Source organism: Serratia sp. BNK-12, assembly GCF_047456085.1.
In the GTDB taxonomy this organism is placed as follows: domain Bacteria; phylum Pseudomonadota; class Gammaproteobacteria; order Enterobacterales; family Enterobacteriaceae; genus Serratia; species Serratia liquefaciens.
The window spans coordinates 2,730,016-2,745,069 of record NZ_CP179896.1 but is presented as its reverse complement, the minus strand read 5'-3'; the positions used below and the strand labels follow the sequence as shown (position 1 = coordinate 2,745,069).

At 54.7% G+C, this 15,054-nt stretch carries 15 protein-coding genes; 4 read left to right on the top strand and 11 right to left on the bottom strand.

The genetic code is table 11. The annotated features are described in order from the left end of the window. Positions 1 to 4: 4 nt before the first annotated feature. The 5 genes from ACMGG1_RS12570 to ACMGG1_RS12550 form a co-directional block, all read right to left on the bottom strand. Positions 5 to 847 (bottom strand): class II fructose-bisphosphate aldolase, encoded by an 843-nt coding sequence (locus ACMGG1_RS12570; protein ID WP_048760913.1) that lies wholly within the window; start codon positions 845 to 847, stop codon positions 5 to 7. Continuing rightward, positions 834 to 2,201 carry a PTS sugar transporter subunit IIC gene (locus ACMGG1_RS12565; protein ID WP_020826730.1) on the bottom strand — a complete coding sequence of 456 codons (1,368 nt, stop codon included), beginning with the start codon at positions 2,199 to 2,201 and terminating at the stop codon, positions 834 to 836. Before ACMGG1_RS12565 ends, ACMGG1_RS12570 begins: the two co-directional genes overlap by 14 nt. Continuing rightward, a complete protein-coding gene (locus tag ACMGG1_RS12560) occupies positions 2,194 to 2,508 on the bottom strand; it encodes a PTS sugar transporter subunit IIB (protein ID WP_020826731.1) in 315 nt (104 codons plus the stop codon). The genes ACMGG1_RS12565 and ACMGG1_RS12560 overlap by 8 nt, the downstream gene beginning before the upstream one ends. A gap of 10 nt (positions 2,509 to 2,518) precedes the next feature. Continuing rightward, complete coding sequence (locus ACMGG1_RS12555; RefSeq protein WP_048760914.1) at positions 2,519 to 3,499, bottom strand: 6-phosphofructokinase; 981 nt, start codon at positions 3,497 to 3,499, stop codon at positions 2,519 to 2,521. Positions 3,500 to 3,883: 384 nt separating this feature from the next. Beyond that, entirely contained in the window at positions 3,884 to 4,639 is a 756-nt protein-coding gene (locus ACMGG1_RS12550; protein WP_044550769.1) for a DeoR/GlpR family DNA-binding transcription regulator, read from the bottom strand. 100 nt (positions 4,640 to 4,739) lie between these two features. Here ACMGG1_RS12550 and ACMGG1_RS12545 point away from each other — a divergent pair, with 100 nt between their 5' ends. Together ACMGG1_RS12545 and ACMGG1_RS12540 are read left to right on the top strand one after the other, a co-directional pair. After that, entirely contained in the window at positions 4,740 to 5,336 is a 597-nt protein-coding gene (locus ACMGG1_RS12545; protein WP_130015671.1) for an NUDIX domain-containing protein, read from the top strand. After that, complete coding sequence (locus tag ACMGG1_RS12540; RefSeq protein WP_130015672.1) at positions 5,333 to 5,701, top strand: NUDIX hydrolase; 369 nt, start codon at positions 5,333 to 5,335, stop codon at positions 5,699 to 5,701. The genes ACMGG1_RS12545 and ACMGG1_RS12540 overlap by 4 nt, the downstream gene beginning before the upstream one ends. A gap of 44 nt (positions 5,702 to 5,745) precedes the next feature. Here the strand turns inward: ACMGG1_RS12540 and ACMGG1_RS12535 are convergent, their stop codons facing one another. Further along, a complete protein-coding gene (locus tag ACMGG1_RS12535; protein WP_261135297.1) occupies positions 5,746 to 6,927 on the bottom strand; it encodes a MalY/PatB family protein in 1,182 nt (393 codons plus the stop codon). Next, on the bottom strand, positions 6,920 to 8,539 hold the full coding sequence (malX, locus tag ACMGG1_RS12530) for a maltose/glucose-specific PTS transporter subunit IIBC (protein WP_048760927.1): 1,620 nt from the start codon (positions 8,537 to 8,539) through the stop codon (positions 6,920 to 6,922). Before malX ends, ACMGG1_RS12535 begins: the two co-directional genes overlap by 8 nt. A 262-nt stretch (positions 8,540 to 8,801) precedes the next feature. Between malX and ACMGG1_RS12525 the strand changes: the two genes are divergently transcribed. After that, a complete protein-coding gene (locus ACMGG1_RS12525) occupies positions 8,802 to 9,833 on the top strand; it encodes a Mal regulon transcriptional regulator MalI (RefSeq protein WP_046373658.1) in 1,032 nt (343 codons plus the stop codon). 2 nt (positions 9,834 to 9,835) lie between these two features. On the opposite strand, the gene ACMGG1_RS12520 is transcribed toward ACMGG1_RS12525, so the two are convergent. Then, entirely contained in the window at positions 9,836 to 10,711 is an 876-nt protein-coding gene (locus ACMGG1_RS12520) for a LysR family transcriptional regulator (protein ID WP_020826740.1), read from the bottom strand. Between the two features lie 204 nt (positions 10,712 to 10,915). Here ACMGG1_RS12520 and ampC point away from each other — a divergent pair, with 204 nt between their 5' ends. After that, the gene (gene ampC, locus ACMGG1_RS12515) at positions 10,916 to 12,052 is read left to right on the top strand and encodes a cephalosporin-hydrolyzing class C beta-lactamase (RefSeq protein WP_130015675.1); all 1,137 of its coding nucleotides are present in this window, start codon (positions 10,916 to 10,918) and stop codon (positions 12,050 to 12,052) included. A gap of 45 nt (positions 12,053 to 12,097) precedes the next feature. Here ampC and ACMGG1_RS12510 read toward each other — a convergent pair whose 3' ends face one another. The 3 genes from ACMGG1_RS12510 to ACMGG1_RS12500 form a co-directional block, all read right to left on the bottom strand. Then, positions 12,098 to 13,252 (bottom strand): MFS transporter, encoded by a 1,155-nt coding sequence (locus tag ACMGG1_RS12510; RefSeq protein ID WP_130015676.1) that lies wholly within the window; start codon positions 13,250 to 13,252, stop codon positions 12,098 to 12,100. 76 nt (positions 13,253 to 13,328) lie between these two features. Beyond that, positions 13,329 to 13,931 carry a TetR/AcrR family transcriptional regulator gene (locus ACMGG1_RS12505; protein WP_122079193.1) on the bottom strand — a complete coding sequence of 201 codons (603 nt, stop codon included), beginning with the start codon at positions 13,929 to 13,931 and terminating at the stop codon, positions 13,329 to 13,331. A gap of 162 nt (positions 13,932 to 14,093) precedes the next feature. Beyond that, entirely contained in the window at positions 14,094 to 15,023 is a 930-nt protein-coding gene (locus ACMGG1_RS12500; RefSeq protein WP_414160706.1) for a LysR substrate-binding domain-containing protein, read from the bottom strand. Positions 15,024 to 15,054: the final 31 nt, after the last annotated feature.

Here is a 15,054-nt window from a genome sequence, read left to right as displayed (position 1 = left end):
GTGATTATTTAAACAGGCCGATCTTTTCCGTTAATACCTGGGTAACGGCATTGTTGGCGGGGATCAGGAATTTGCGCACGCTGTCATTGACCTTGCCCTTTTCAAAGGTTTGTTTGCATCGGTCTACCCATTGCACGTTCATCTCGGTGCCCACGTTCACTTTTTCGATGCCACCGGCTACCGCGAGCCGCATATCTTCATCGCTGACGCCGGTACCGCCATGCAGCACCAGCGGGGTACCTGTGGCGGCGGTGATTTCCGCCAGACGCTGGTGCTGGATATGCGCCTTGCCGGTATAGAGCCCGTGGACGGTGCCTACCGAGACCGCCAGCATATCGACCCCGGTTTCATCGACAAAGCGTTTGGCATCTTCCACCGTGGTAAAGCAGATATCCTCTTCCGCCACCGCCTTACCGTCTTCGGAGCCGCCGATGGCACCCAATTCTGCTTCTACCGACACGTTATGTTGACGAGCAATGTCGATCACTCGACGGGTATTGGCGATGTTCTCATCCATTTCCAGGTGCGAACCGTCATACATTACCGAACTGAAGCCTGCGTCAATCGCCGTCTCGATGGAGGCAATGTCAGAGCAGTGATCCAAATGCAGGCAGGTGGGAACATCCTCGCTTTGGGCCAGAGAACGCACCGAATCAACCAGCAGCCTGTAACCCAAATATTCGGCAGTACCGGTCGAAATCTGGATCATCAACGGGCTGTGCATACTTTTGGCCGCTTTGAAAAAGGCCGGTAACATTTCCAGACAGTGGAGATTGAATGAACCTATCGCCTTGAAATCTCGGGCTTTGGCCACTGACAACAGCTCGTTGAAATTATAGAGTTTCATGGACTTTTTCCTCATGGTGCTTGGTTGATTTACCGTTAACAAACCACGCAATCAGCGTGACGAAGGCGATGAACAGGGCGATGAACAGCCAGTTGCCCTGGAAAGCATGTCCCATCACCAGCCCACTGCTGATGACGTCGGAGTCGCTGAAGGTCACCCCGACAAAGCCGTAACTTTCCAGCATCGGTACCAGAATGGCCGGCAGGAAGGTGATAAACAGGCCATGAACCACCCCACCAATCATGGCGCCGCGACGGCCACCGAGCGCATTACCGAAGATGCCTGCGGTGCCGCCGGCGAAGAAGTTGGTCAGCAGACCGGGCAGGATCATCGCCAGACCGAACATTGGGAAAACGATCATGCCGATGATTGAGCCAAGGGTGGTGGCGAGGAAGCCGACGATCACCGCGTTGGGGGCGTAAGGGAACAGCACCGGGCAGTCCAGCGCCGGTTTGGCATCCGGCACGACGCGCAGGGCGATACCGCGGAAGGCGGGTACCAGCTCATTGAGCAGCAGGCGTACGCCGCTGTAGAGGATAAATACGCCGGCGACAAACTGGATGGCCTGCATAAAGGAATACATCAGGTAGTTCATGCCGCCGGCATACTGGGCGATGTACTGCGGACCGGCAGCCAGCGCCGGGATCAGATACATCGGGATCATCACCACCGCCATCGACAGGTAGGTGTCCTGCAGGAACTTGAAGTTATCGGGCAGCTCCAGGTCTTCGGTGGAGCGGGAGCCCTTACCGACCACCTTGGCGACGGCAGCCTGTACCAGATAACCGATGGTGCAGAAGTGCCCCAGGGCCACATCGTCCGAACCGGTAATTTTGCGCACCACCGGCTGGGCCAGCGCAGGCATCAAGACCGCCATCACGCCGCCGAATATGCCGCCGGTCAGAATCAGCGGCATGCCGGTCAGCCCGGCCTTATAGCCGATCACCGCCCCTATGGTGGCCATCCACAGCAATGCCTGGCCGGTCAGGAAGATGTATTTGAACGGAGTAATGCGCGCAATGATGATATTCACCGCGAAAATTACCATCAGGGTCAGCGCCACTTCTGAACCCAACTCGCGGTTGGCCAGGCCGGCGATGGCGGCGACGTCGGTGATATAACCGGTCATGCCGAACCCTTGGGTGAATATACTGTTCAGATAGGTCAAGGCACCGACAATAATGTTGATGCCCGCCATCATGATCAGGAAACCCAGCAGGGTTTTGAAGGTGCCTTCGGCCACTTTGCCGATCGATTTCTTCTGTAGCAATAGCCCCAGCATGGCGATAAAAGCGACCAGAATGGAAGCCTGGCCCAACAGATCTTTGACGATAAAGTCAATCAGGCTATTCATGGCGGGTTTCCTTCATGTCACGTTCTTTCAGGAAGGCCACGATCTTTTGCTCAATTTCCACTTTATCGGTAAGCCGATGCAGAATAATGACCCGCTTCTTTTCCTCTTCGCTGGCGTCGGCATTTAAAATATCGGCGAAGGTTTTCTGGGTAAGAATAATATCTGATTTAAAGGCGCTGGCCTCAGAGATAGTAGTGTGATCAATATCTGCCTCAATCTCTAATTTCTTCAGCACCGCTCTTGCGCTCATTTCGATGGCAAAGCTGGAGCCGAGGCCACAGCCACATACGCACAGTATTTTAAGCATGGGTATCTCCTCAGATTATATTTAATTGCCTGGCGAGTTTGTAATGGTGTCCTTCGGTATCAACCAAACGTTTCTGCATGCTGATTAAATCGATGGGAATAGGTTGGTTGCCGGCATTAATAATGATTGCCTTGTTCTTCATTCCTGAATAAATACAGCGAACCACTTCGCTGGCCATAATGGTCCCCTGATAAATCTCTTCGCCGGTCGGTTCACCATTGCGCAGACCGTAGCCCATAATCGTTTTACGAATTCGCACGCCAATTTTTGGCTCCAATTGTTTTATCATGGTGTCGATAGCGCCTTGAAAACCGGGCGAGTATTCTTTGGTATAACCCTCTGAGCACAAAATAATCACGCTATTTTGCTGCTCAAGTCGTTGAGTTATTTTCTCTGCCAGCTGATTCAAGGCATATTGGCATTCCGGGATCAGGGCAAAATCCGCATTGGATTTGATGGCCGATTGCAGCGTCAACTCCCCGCAGTAACCGCCCAGCAGCTCAATCATGAACACGCGTCCGGGCAGGGCGCGTCCGGTGTTTCTCAGTTTTGAAACTTCTTTTATCACCTGTTCGCAGGCGGTGGAAAAGCCAATGCTGTAATGACTGCCGAAAACGTCATTGTCGATAGTCATCCCCACGCCAAAACAGTTAATACCGAATTCACTGAGCGTATTTAAAAACTGCAGCGACCCGTCACCACCGGCCATAATAAGCACGTCTATGTGCAAGGCCTTAAGCTGTTTGCTGATGGTTTCATATTCTCCGGCCGTCAATTTCTTGGCCGTGCGACCGGAAGAGATTATCGGCATTGATGAAATGGAGAAATCAACCAAATCGCGTTGGGCAATAGGATGGTGCTGATTAGCCAATAATCCGGGGATGCCGCCGTTAAACAGAATGATATCTGCCTGCGCCAACCTGGCGACCTGGAAAATAAAGTTATTGATCCCGGTGACATCGCCGCCGCTTATTACTACGCCAATCTTCATATACCTGTCTCCAGCCAATTCCGTGGAGCTCATTGTCATTTTTGGCATCGGTAAAATTTGCAGGCGACATCACAAAACTATCACAAATATTTTTATAGATGACCTTGACAGGCTTGCCGGCAGGATTAATTTTGCGAAGGAGATCTCATTTTATTTTTGGCGGCTTCGAGATTTTTAGATGATGATTATTAATAATCAACGAGTTGCGTTTACGTCGCGTTAAGGCCGGTTTTACCGCCATCAATGAGGATGAGCATAGAAATAAGTTTAATGAAGTGTGATAACTCTCGCATTTTTATTCGATACGCTGAGTGTGACGTTAATAAATACGCGGATAAAAGAAATAGCCACGTATTTATTAAGTTATTTAATGATTGAGGTTATTCAGGCTCTAACCACGGTCAAACCGGCCTGTTCCAGCGGGCCCGTCAGTGCAGCATCGGTGGAGCGCTCGACGATAATACTCTGCGCCATGGAAATATCGCCAATGGCATATTGCGAGGCGGCATTGAGCTTGGCGGCCGAGGCCAATACCACGGTTTCTGCCGCCCGTGCGGCCAGTGCCCGCTTGATGTAAGCCTCTTCGAGATCGCCGGTGCTCAGGCCGGCGGTAGGGTGCACGCCAGTCACGCCCATAAAATAAATATCGGCGCGAATATGAGACATGGCTTCCACTGCGGCTGCGCCAACGCTGACGATCGAATGTTTATATAAACGCCCGCCGATCAGGATCACTTCGACTTTCGGGTGGTCTACCAGACCGACAGCCACGCTGGGGCTGTGGGTGACGACGGTGGCTTCCAGCGTGGGCGGGAGCTGCCTGACCAATTCGGCAGAAGTCGTGCCGCCATCCAGAATTACCACTTGCCCAGGGGTAATCATTGCCGCCGCGGCTTTGGCAATCGCACGTTTGGCGGCTGATTCCTGCCCGTTTCTTTCGGCAAAGGTGGCAATGGCCGGGGAAACCGGCAGCGCACCGCCGTGCACTCGTTGCAATAGGCCTTCACTGTCCAATTCGCGCAGATCGCGCCGCAGGGTATCTTCGGACAACCCGAACATCTCGCTGAGCTGTTTGGCCAGAACCTGTCCGTCCTGAGCCAGTTTTTCCAGAATGATTTTTTTACGTTGGCTGGTGAGCATGGCGTTTTCCCGTTAAATTTGCACTGCACGAAATATCTTGATCATACACGAAAATGCACGATAGTATCAATTTCCTTTCCTGCTTGTGGAGTTGAGCACCATGATCGCTACCCAAGATCGGGTTCGCATTGTCGAAACCCGGGTATTGTCTGATGACTGGTATTTGCTGAAAAAAACCACCTTTGATTTTTTGCGTCGCGATGGCGTATGGCAGCGACAAAGCCGTGAAACCTACGACCGCGGCGATGGAGCCACCATTTTGCTGTTTAACCGGCAAAGGCAAAAGGTAGTGCTGACGCGTCAGTTCCGCTTCCCGGCGTTCGTCAATGGGCACGACGGCATGCTGATAGAGGCTGCCGCCGGGTTGCTGGACAATGCGTCGCCGGAAGAACGCATCCGGGCCGAAGCGGAAGAAGAAACCGGCTATATCGTGCAAAATGTGCAAAAGGTGTTTGAAGCTTACATGAGCCCCGGTTCGGTGACGGAGAAACTGCACTTTTTTGTCGGAGAATATCAGGCCGATGAGCGGGTCAGCAATGGCGGTGGGGTGGAAGCGGAAGGTGAAGATCTCGAAGTGCTGGAACTGCCGTTGGCAGACGCACTGCGCGCTGTCAGCCAGGGCACCATTGTCGATGCCAAAACCATCATGCTGCTGCAGTTTGTTGCCCTAAACCACACTCTGGAGAAGCGTTTATGAGCGCCCAACTGATCCTGATTGCCGGCCCGTACCGTAGCGGCACCGATGGCGATGCACAATGCATTGCCGACAACTTGCACCGGTTGGAGCAGGCCGCGCTGGCGGTCTATCAGCGTGGGCATGTGCCGGTGATCGGCGAATGGTTGGCGCTGCCCCTGGCGGCGGCGGCCGGTTCGACCCAGTTGGGGGATGCGGTGAGTGAAGCGTTTCTCTATCCGGTGGCCCACCGACTGATAGCCCAGTGCCAGGCTATTTATCGCATCGAAGGGGCGTCGGCCGGCGCGGATAACGACGTGCGCTTGGCTAATGAGTGGGGAATACCGGTGTATTATCGTCTGGATGATATCCCACAGTTGACACCGTAAGAATGAAAAAAGGCAGGCTTTCGCCTGCCTTCCAGCCCCTCAGTTCAAACCTCGTCCAACACAAACTTCAACCCATTTATCAGCTTGTCCATGCCCGCCTCAAGCTTGCTGCGCGGGCAACCTACGTTCAGCCGCAGGAAGCCACGGCCTTCTTCGCCGTAGGTGAAACCGGGCATAATCGCTACCTTTTCGCGTTCGATCAGAACCTGCTGTAGCTGGCGATCGTCTATGCCCAGTGGGCGCAGATCGATCCAGGCCAGATAGGTAGACTGCGGCGGCTGCCAGGCCAGGGCGGGAAAGGCCTGATTCAGCCGCTCGGCAACGTACGTCAGGTTGTCCTGCAGGTAATCACGCAGCGCATCCAACCAGGGTTCGCCATGGCGATAAGCGGCAATATGCGCCGCCACCGCCAGCACCGCCGGGGAAGATAAGCCGTCGCGCGCTTTCAACTGCTGGAAATAAGCCTCGCGGCTGGCATCGTCACTGATAAAACCGTAGGCGCCGGTCAACGCCGGGATATTGAAGGTTTTCGAACCTGAAGTCAGCAATGCCCAGGGCGTGGTGGCGACTTGGCTCCACGGCGTGTGGCGGTTTTCCCCCCAGACCATATCCATGTGGATCTCATCGCTGATCACCCGTACGTCGTGGCGTTCGCACAGCTCAGCCATCTGCTGTAATTCTTCCGCGCGCCATACCTTGCCGGTCGGGTTCTGCGGGCTGCACAGCAGCAGAATTTTGGTCTGTGGCCGTGCCAGCAAGGCTTCCAGGTGCGCCATATCGCACAGCCAGTCGTTACCCTGCTTATGCAGCGGGCAGGCCAACAGTTGGCGCTGATTACCGAGGATCACCTTATAAAAGGCGTCATAGGCCGGGGTATGGGTGACCACGTATTCACCCGGTGCCGACCACTGGCGAATCAGTTGCGCCACCATATAAATTACCGACGGGCCATATACGGCCATGTTGGTGTCGACGGCGGTCGCAAACCGCTGTTGATACCAGTGGCGTACCGCTCCGAGAAAATCTTCATGCTGCCAGCGGCTGTAACCCAGTACGCCATGCTGCAGGCGCTGTTGCAGCGCCTCGATAATGCAGGGTGCGGTGGCGAAATCCATATCGGAGATGGTAAAAGGCAATAAATCGTCATGGCCAAAGCGATCGGCAATGTAATCCCACTGCGTGCACCAGGTACCGTGCCGATCGACCGGGGTAGAAAAATCAAACATGAGACGCTCCCTGCAGGGCCGCAGCAGGTTGCGCGGCGGCTATCAGTGAGTCTAATTCATCTTTCACCGATTGCACCTGCGGGCCGATCACCACCTGCAGGTTATGCTCGTTAAGATGCACCACGCCAATCGCGCGGTTGGCTTTCAGCGCGGCATCGTCCACTTTGCTCATATCATCAACGGACAAACGTAAACGGGTGATGCAGTTATCCAATGAGACGATGTTCTCGCTACCGCCCAGCGCCGCCAGTATTGCCGGCACGTTATAACCGGATTTGCCTACCGCACCGACAGGGGCGCTTTGGCTGCCGGCAGTCTCGCTTTCACGGCCCGGCGTTTTGATATTAAAGCGCTGAATGGAGAAGCGGAAAATAGCGTAGTAGGCCGCGAACCAGATGGCGGCAACGATCGGCACCAGATACCACTTGGTGGCGGTGCCGTGCAGGATGCCGAACACCACGAAGTCGATGATGTTGCCGTCGGTGTTGCCGATGGTCACACCCAGCAGCGCCATCACGGTGAAGCCCAGCCCGGTCAGGATGGCATGAATGAAGTACAGGAAAGGCGCGACGAACAGGAACAGGAACTCGATCGGTTCGGTAGTCCCGCCGACCACGCAGGCCACGACGCCGGAGATCAGCAGGCCCTTAATCTTATGGCGGTTTTCCGGTTTGGCGCAGTGATACATTGCCAACGCCGCTCCCGGCAGACCGCCGAGGAATGCCGGCATTTTACCCTGTGACAGGAAGCGGGTGGCGCTTTCGGCAAAGCCGGTGGTGGTCGGGCAGGAGAGTTGAGCCTGGAAGATGGTCAGTGCGCCGCTGACGCTATGGCCGCATACGTCCAGCGTGCCGCCCGCCTCGGTAAAGCGAATTAGCGCCACCAGAATATGGTGCAGGCCGAACGGCAACAGCAGGCGTTCGCCGGTACCGAAAATCATCGGCCCAAAGGCACCGGCACCATTAATCACCCAGCCCAGGCCGTTGATGCCGGCGGCAAACCACGGCCAGATCAGAGGAATCACCAGCCCACACAGGCCCAGTACCAGGGTAGTGACGATCGGCACGAAGCGGGTGCCGCCAAAGAACGCCAGCGCATCCGGCAGTCGAATGGTATTAAAACGCTCATGCAGCAGGTAAACGATAATGCCGACGATCACCGCCCCCAGAATGCCGGTATCGATCGACTGAATGCCGAGGATGTTCTGGATGTTATTGGCTTTCAGCACCAGCGGATCGGTGGTGGGCAAAATGCCGGCGGTGGTCAGATAGAAGTTGGTGGCCAGGTTCAGCACCGCAAAACCGACAAAGCCCGAGAACGCGGCGACACCTTTGTTTTCACGCGCCATGCCCAGCGGAATGGCGATGGCAAACATCACCGGCAGGAAGCTGAAGGCGAATGAGCCAATCTTGCTCATCCAGGTGAACAACAACTGGAAGGCAGGGTGGCCGATAAACGGCATCAGGGTGATGACGTCGCGGCTGCTTAGCGAACTGCCGATCCCCAGCATGATGCCGCAGAACGACAGCAGGGCGACGGGCAGCATGAATGTTTTGCCCAGGCTCTGGAAAAACTCCCAGAGCGTAATTTTTTGTTTTTTAGGTGCTGGCATAACCGGCGGCTCCTGGCGAAAAAGCGTGCAAAAGTGGTGTGTACCCCTGTTAGGTAAAAATAAGATAAAACGTTTTACCTAGCAAAAATGCGCCGCTAATCACAATTTCAAAGCCTGCTTTGCGGTGAGAATGGATGAGCCAGTAAAACGTTTTACTGATCAAACAGATTCGGTATACCATTTGCTCCAAGAGACATCCCTCTGGCTTGCTACCCTTGAGTGGCCAGGGGACAGAATGCCCAGGATCGGGCTCGCCGAGGTCATGACCATCAAAAAGATCACCATCACTGATGTTGCGCAGCAGGCCGGCGTCTCCGTCACCACGGTTTCGCTGGTGCTGAGTGGCAAAGGGCGCATTTCATCGACCACCGTAACGCGGGTGAATCAGGCGATTGAAAGCCTGGGCTACGTGCGTAACCGTCAGGCGGCGACGCTGCGTGGCGGAGAGTCGGGCGTGATTGGGCTGATCCTGCGTGATATTTGCGAACCGTTTTATGCGGAAATGACCGCCGGGCTGAGTGAAGTGCTGGAGGAACACGGCAAAGTGCTGTTCCTGACCCAAAGCGGTCGCGATGGCAAAGGGCTGATGCGTTGTTTTGATACCCTGCTGGAGCACGGCGTCGACGGCATGGTGCTGGCGGGCGGCGTGCGTATGGCCGAGGGGCTGAAGGAAAAAGCCGCAGAGCAGGGGGTTCCGTTAGTCTGTGCGGCACGTTCCAACGGTTTGGACGGGGTAGACGTGGTGCGGCCGGACAATATGCAGGCCGCCAAACTGGCCACTGAATTTCTGATCAAACGCGGTCACAGCCAAATCGCCTATCTCGGCGGGCAAAGCAGCTCGTTGACCCGCGCCGAGCGCCTGGGGGGCTTTTGCGCCACGTTGGTACAGTACGGCCTGCCTTTTCGCACCGAATGGATTGTCGAGTGCGACTGTCAGCAACGGGCGGCGGCGGAAGCGGCAGAAAATCTGCTGCGCCAGTATCCGAACATCAGCGCACTGGTGTGCCACAAGGCGTCGGTGGCGCTGGGGGCTTATTTTGGCATCGTACGTAGCGGACGCAGTATTGGCTCGGAAGGCGTGGATACCTATTACGGTCAGCAGGTGGCCCTGATCGGTTTTGGCGACGTTCCGGAAGCCGAACTGACCGAGCCGCCCTTGACGCTGGTTTCCAGTTCTGCGCGTGAAGTGGGCCGCAGCGCGGCCTCACGCTTGCTACAGCGGATTGCTGATACCGGGTTGCCGCCGCAAAACGTTATCCTGCCACCAATGTTGATTAAACGCGGTTCTGCCTGAATTTACGCCGACTCTTCATTGGCCTGTTGCTGTATCCACCCGACAAACACCTTCATCGCGGGTGTCATATCGCGTGATTTCAGGTGGGTGAGCCAGTAAGCACCAAGATTGGCTTCGGCGGCAAAGGGGCGCTGCAATACCCCCTCGCGTAATTCGCGAGCAAACATGCGGGCCGGTGCCAGGGCGACGCCGCCGCTGTGAATGGCACCTTCCACCATCAGCCGCGAAGAGTCGAATACCGGGCCATTTATCCGCCATGGCGTGACCTGTGCCGCGGTGAACCAACGCTCCCATTCGTCTTTGCGATAGCTGCGCATCAGAAGTTCGTGTTGCAGATCCTGCGGCGTGCGAAGGCGTTGGGCGATTTCCGGCGGGCACAGCACCGTCAGCGGGGCGTCAAACAATTTAAGGTTGTGGGTAGCGGGCCAGCGTCCTTCGCCGAAGCGGATAGCAAAATCCATTCCGTCGGCGGACAGGTTAACCAGGTTATTGTTGGTCAAAACACGCAGATCGATAAACGGATGCGATGCTCTGAAGGCCGCCAGACGCGGCATTAGCCACCCAACGGCAAAGGTACCAACCACCGCCACCGTCAGCACCTCATGGAAATGCCCGCCTTCGAACTGCTGCAGCACCGATTCAATGCGGTCGAAGGCGTCGGTCAATATTGGCAGCAACGCCTGTCCTTCTTCGGTAAGATCCAGACCACGCGGCAGCCGCCGGAACAGTTGAATACCCAACTGTTGTTCTAGCGTTCGCACCTGTTGGCTGACGGCGGCCTGGGTAACGCTCAGTTCCAATCCGGCGCGGGTAAAATTCAGGTGGCGGGCGGAGGATTCAAACGCCCGCAGAGCATTCAGAGGAAGTCGATTGCGCATAAGCTAAGCCATAAGTTTTTCTTTATGCTGGCTGAAATTATTATCGCTTGTCAATCTATGTCTAAACCCCGATATTTTGCGCAGCTGGTGCGGATATCACGCAGTCAGAAAAGGAATACCTTCATCAACCAGGGATGTCTTTGTGTCGAATGACAACAAAATCTTTTAGCCTCGGCCGATACCCTAAAACTCAAGAGCTTCATTATGACGAAAATAAATCGCTTGGCGGCCGCGTTGTTCGCCGCACTGATCCTGCCGGCAGGCCATGCCGCCGACAAAGCCGACATTGACGCCATTATTCAGCCGCTGATGCAGAAATATGCCGTTCCAGGCATGGCAATTGCGGTTTCGGTAGAGGGGAAACAGCAGTTTTATCACTATGGCGTGGCGTCCAGGCAGACCGGCAAACCAATCACCAACCAGACGCTGTTTGAAATTGGTTCATTGAGCAAAACCTTCACTGCGACCTTGGCGACCTACGCGGTCAGTGAAGGCAAAATGTCGTTTGCCGATCCGGCCAGTCGATATTTGCCGGCGTTGCGCGGCAGTGCCTTTGACCATGTCACCTTGTTGAATTTGGCGACCCACACCTCCGGTTTGCCGCTGTTTGTCCCGGATGACGTGACCAACGATGCGCAGTTGATGGCCTATTACCAACAATGGCAGCCGCCGCATGCGGTGGGCAGCTACCGCGTTTATTCCAACCTGGGCATCGGTATGCTGGGGATGATTACCGCCAAGAGCCTGAACCAGCCCTTTACCCAGGCGATGGAAAAACAGCTGCTGCCGGCTCTGGGGATGAATCACACTTATATTAAGGTGCCGGCCGAAGAAATGGCGAATTACGCCCAGGGTTACAATAAAAAAGACCAACCGGTGCGCGTCACGCCGGGGCCATTGGATGCCGAAGCCTACGGCATCAAATCCAACGCCCAGGATCTGATCCGCTACCTCGACGCCAACATGCAGGTGGTCAAGGTCGGGGATCCGTGGCGCAAGGCGCTGGCGGCCACCCATACCGGTTATTACCGCACCGGGGTGTTTACTCAGGATCTGATGTGGGAAAGCTATGCGTATCCAGAGAAGTTGGCGACGCTGACGGAAGGCAACAATGCCGGGATGATCATGAACGGGGCGCCGGCCACGGCGATAACGCCGCCGAAACAGGATCAGGGCGCGGCCTGGTACAACAAAACCGGTTCGACCGGCGGCTTCTCCACTTATGCGGTATTTATCCCTTCGCAAAAAATTGCGGTGGTGATGCTGGCCAATAAATGGTTCCCGAACGATGACCGGGTTGCAGCCACTTACCGTATTGTTCAGGCGCTGGACAAACGCTGATACCAATAGGGGCGCTGCGGCGCCCCTGACTTCACTCGTTATAAATTAACGCCAGCCCTGCTGACCGCGACGCAAATAGGGTAAAATTGACAACAGCGCCAATACTGCCAATGCCATCCCGATCCACAACGCCGAACGCAAGCCATAACCGAAGGCGATCGCCATTCCCCCCAAATAAGAACCGCCACCTAAACCAATATTAATCACTGAGGTATGAACCGCATTAACCATAGGCCCTGGATGCGCCACGCTAACAATTCTCGCCATCATGGCAGGGTTCATTGGCACACCGGATAGGCCAATCAGTATTACCGCGCAAATGGCGATTAACGGGTATTCGGCAAATAACGCCATGCCGAACAACGACAGGCTGAGAATAGACAGCCCCACCACCATAATCGCCAGACTGTGGCGATAGGCCAAGCGCCCGGTGATCATGTTACCGACAATATTGGCCAGGCCGTAAAGCATCAAAATAAACGGCACGGCCTGCATGCTAAAGCCGCTGACGTCGACCAAAACGGGAACGAAATAGCTGAAGGCTGCGAAACTGGCACCCAGAATTAAGCAGCTGGTGGTGCAGGCTTTCCAATAGGCCTTGTTTTTAAACGCCTTGATTTCCTCTGCCATTTTGAGCGTCCTGCCTGCGGCGATTGCGGGTAACAGGCGCACCAGCGCAAGCAAACAGATAAAGACCAACACGGCGACCAGACCGAAGGTGATGCGCCAGCCCCAGTGTTGATCGATGATAGTCGCAAGAGGGACGCCGAATACGTTAGAGACCATGAAACCGCCGATGACTATTGAAGCGGCGCGCGGGCGGTGTTGTATCGGAACCAGCGCCATGCTGGTCGCCAGCGAAAGGCTCAAACACCCAGCGCATAAAATGCCCGTCACAATTCGGATAGCAACCAGAATAGAATAGTCGGAAATAAAGGCACTCAAACCTTGTACCACCACATACAGAGCTAATAGCCACAATAAGGTGGTTCGGTAGGGGGCTTTAAATTTTAAGAAAAAATAGGTTAATACCGGGCCACCCAACATTACGCCAAAGGCATAATAAGAAATTAAATGGCCAACTTCCCCGACGGTGATGCTAAAGGCTTCGGACAAAGTAGACATCATGCCCGCCACCATTAATTCTGCTGTGCCAATTGAAAAAATGGCCAACCCCAATATATACACTGCTAACGGCATAGCTTTACTGCTCTCCTGGATTTTGAATGATCGTTACAAAAATATTTAATACTCTGCGTGAGATTTTTTCTTTGTTTTATAAGTTGATTAACAGACCTGCGACGACGTCTTCGAGGGTGTTTCTATCTGAAATGTTTTTATTCAGCACGCGCAAACCGTAATAACCGGCTAAAAAGCCTCTGGCCATTTCCATCGCGGATGCTTTGCTACCGAGTTCTCCTGTTTGTTGGCCTTCGGTAAACACCGCGACCAGGGTTTGTTCTAAACGTTGCCGATATTCCTGATTCAGACTGGCGACCGCCTGGTCTTTGCTGCCTCGCTCCAGTGCCGAGAACAAGACCATGGCGTCATGTTGCTCGGGTTGCGAGAGATCTTCGGCAATTCCCCACAGCAGCAGGGTACGTAGTCGCTCCTTCACCAGGCCAGGCTGGGTGAGAATGGCTAATTGCGCCGACATGGTGTGTTCATGGCTGCGCAACAACGCTTGCTCGTACAGAGCTTGCTTGCTACCAAAGGCATTATATAGGCTTCCTCTCCCCAACCCGGTACCGTTGCATAAATCTTGCGCAGAGGTGCCTGCATAGCCATTGACGCTAAAAACGGCCACGGCGGCATCAATGACATCCTCATCTTCGAACTGTCTCGGACGACCTGGATAGATAGGTTTTTCAGCACTCATGGCGGATTGGGGGGCTTTAAATGAGTTGAGGCCGTATAATATTGATTGTGGAACGATCAGTCAAATAATTTCCCCTCGGTTATTTATCGAATGGCCTAATAAAATATATTTATATTTATCAGTTAATTACGATATTTCCGGTCACGGTGCAGCCAAAAAGACTCAGGGCGTGCTAAGGCTGTTTTCGAAAGGAGACTGTTGCGCTCGTTTTTCGCGCATAAAATCAATAAACACGCGCAGCTTGAGCGGCATATGTCGACTGGCGGGAAAATAGAGGAAAAACCCGGGAGCATCGCTGCCGTAATCGGCCAGAACTTCCACCAGTTGCCCACTGCTCAGTTCACGGTGTACCGTGCCGCTAAACCGCTGGGTGATGCCCAATCCCGCCAGCGCGGCATCTTTAATCAGTCTGTCTTCGTTAAATATCAGGCTGCCGCCGACCTCCAGCGTCAGCTGCGCACCATCCTGCTTGAAGTACCAGGGTTCGAATTTACCGCTGCCGGGAAAACGGTAGCGCAGACAGTCGTGATCGCTCAGCGCTTGCGGTGTTTGCGGCGTACCGTGCTGCGCCAAATAGCCGGGGGCGGCGATCACCACCCGTTTCTGACCGTTGTCGATGGGAACCGCAATCATGTCTTTTTGCAGCATGGCGTGCATACGGATACCGGCATCAAAGCTGTCCAACACCAGATCGGAGAAATGGTCGTCAGTAAACAGTTCAAGTTGGATCTCGGGGTAACGCGCCTGAAACTCGGCCAAATGCGGGATAACCAGCAGCGAAGCCGCCAGCTGTGGCAGAGTGATGCGTAACAGCCCGGAAGGGCGGCCGCGCAAAGTTCGCAGATCTTCGACTGCCACGTCAATCTGACCCATAGCCGGAGCCACCCGTTGATAAAACAAGCGGCCTTCATCGCTTAGCCGCACGGAGCGGCTGGTGCGGTTGAACAACCGTACGCCCAGGCGGGTTTCCAACGCCTGAATGTTTTGCGAGACAGCCGGAGGCGTGACGCCCAATTGATTGGCTGCCTGAGTAAAACTGCCCAATCGGGCGACGGCCTCGAAAAACGGCAGCAGCTGCAACAGTGAGCTCATCTATCAGTAATTCCTGCTTAATGATCCGTTA

Coding starts and splice junctions, on each gene's coding strand:
- ACMGG1_RS12525 (WP_046373658.1), top strand. CDS start 8,802: ATGACCATCAAAAAGATCACCATCACTGATGTTGCGCAGCAGGCCGGC.
- ACMGG1_RS12500 (WP_414160706.1), bottom strand. CDS start 15,023: ATGAGCTCACTGTTGCAGCTGCTGCCGTTTTTCGAGGCCGTCGCCCGA.
- ACMGG1_RS12520 (WP_020826740.1), bottom strand. CDS start 10,711: ATGCGCAATCGACTTCCTCTGAATGCTCTGCGGGCGTTTGAATCCTCC.
- ACMGG1_RS12565 (WP_020826730.1), bottom strand. CDS start 2,201: ATGAATAGCCTGATTGACTTTATCGTCAAAGATCTGTTGGGCCAGGCT.
- ACMGG1_RS12550 (WP_044550769.1), bottom strand. CDS start 4,639: ATGCTCACCAGCCAACGTAAAAAAATCATTCTGGAAAAACTGGCTCAG.
- ACMGG1_RS12545 (WP_130015671.1), top strand. CDS start 4,740: ATGATCGCTACCCAAGATCGGGTTCGCATTGTCGAAACCCGGGTATTG.
- malX (WP_048760927.1), bottom strand. CDS start 8,539: ATGCCAGCACCTAAAAAACAAAAAATTACGCTCTGGGAGTTTTTCCAG.
- ACMGG1_RS12560 (WP_020826731.1), bottom strand. CDS start 2,508: ATGCTTAAAATACTGTGCGTATGTGGCTGTGGCCTCGGCTCCAGCTTT.
- ACMGG1_RS12505 (WP_122079193.1), bottom strand. CDS start 13,931: ATGAGTGCTGAAAAACCTATCTATCCAGGTCGTCCGAGACAGTTCGAA.
- ACMGG1_RS12540 (WP_130015672.1), top strand. CDS start 5,333: ATGAGCGCCCAACTGATCCTGATTGCCGGCCCGTACCGTAGCGGCACC.
- ACMGG1_RS12570 (WP_048760913.1), bottom strand. CDS start 847: ATGAAACTCTATAATTTCAACGAGCTGTTGTCAGTGGCCAAAGCCCGA.
- ACMGG1_RS12535 (WP_261135297.1), bottom strand. CDS start 6,927: ATGTTTGATTTTTCTACCCCGGTCGATCGGCACGGTACCTGGTGCACG.
- ampC (WP_130015675.1), top strand. CDS start 10,916: ATGACGAAAATAAATCGCTTGGCGGCCGCGTTGTTCGCCGCACTGATC.
- ACMGG1_RS12555 (WP_048760914.1), bottom strand. CDS start 3,499: ATGAAGATTGGCGTAGTAATAAGCGGCGGCGATGTCACCGGGATCAAT.
- ACMGG1_RS12510 (WP_130015676.1), bottom strand. CDS start 13,252: ATGCCGTTAGCAGTGTATATATTGGGGTTGGCCATTTTTTCAATTGGC.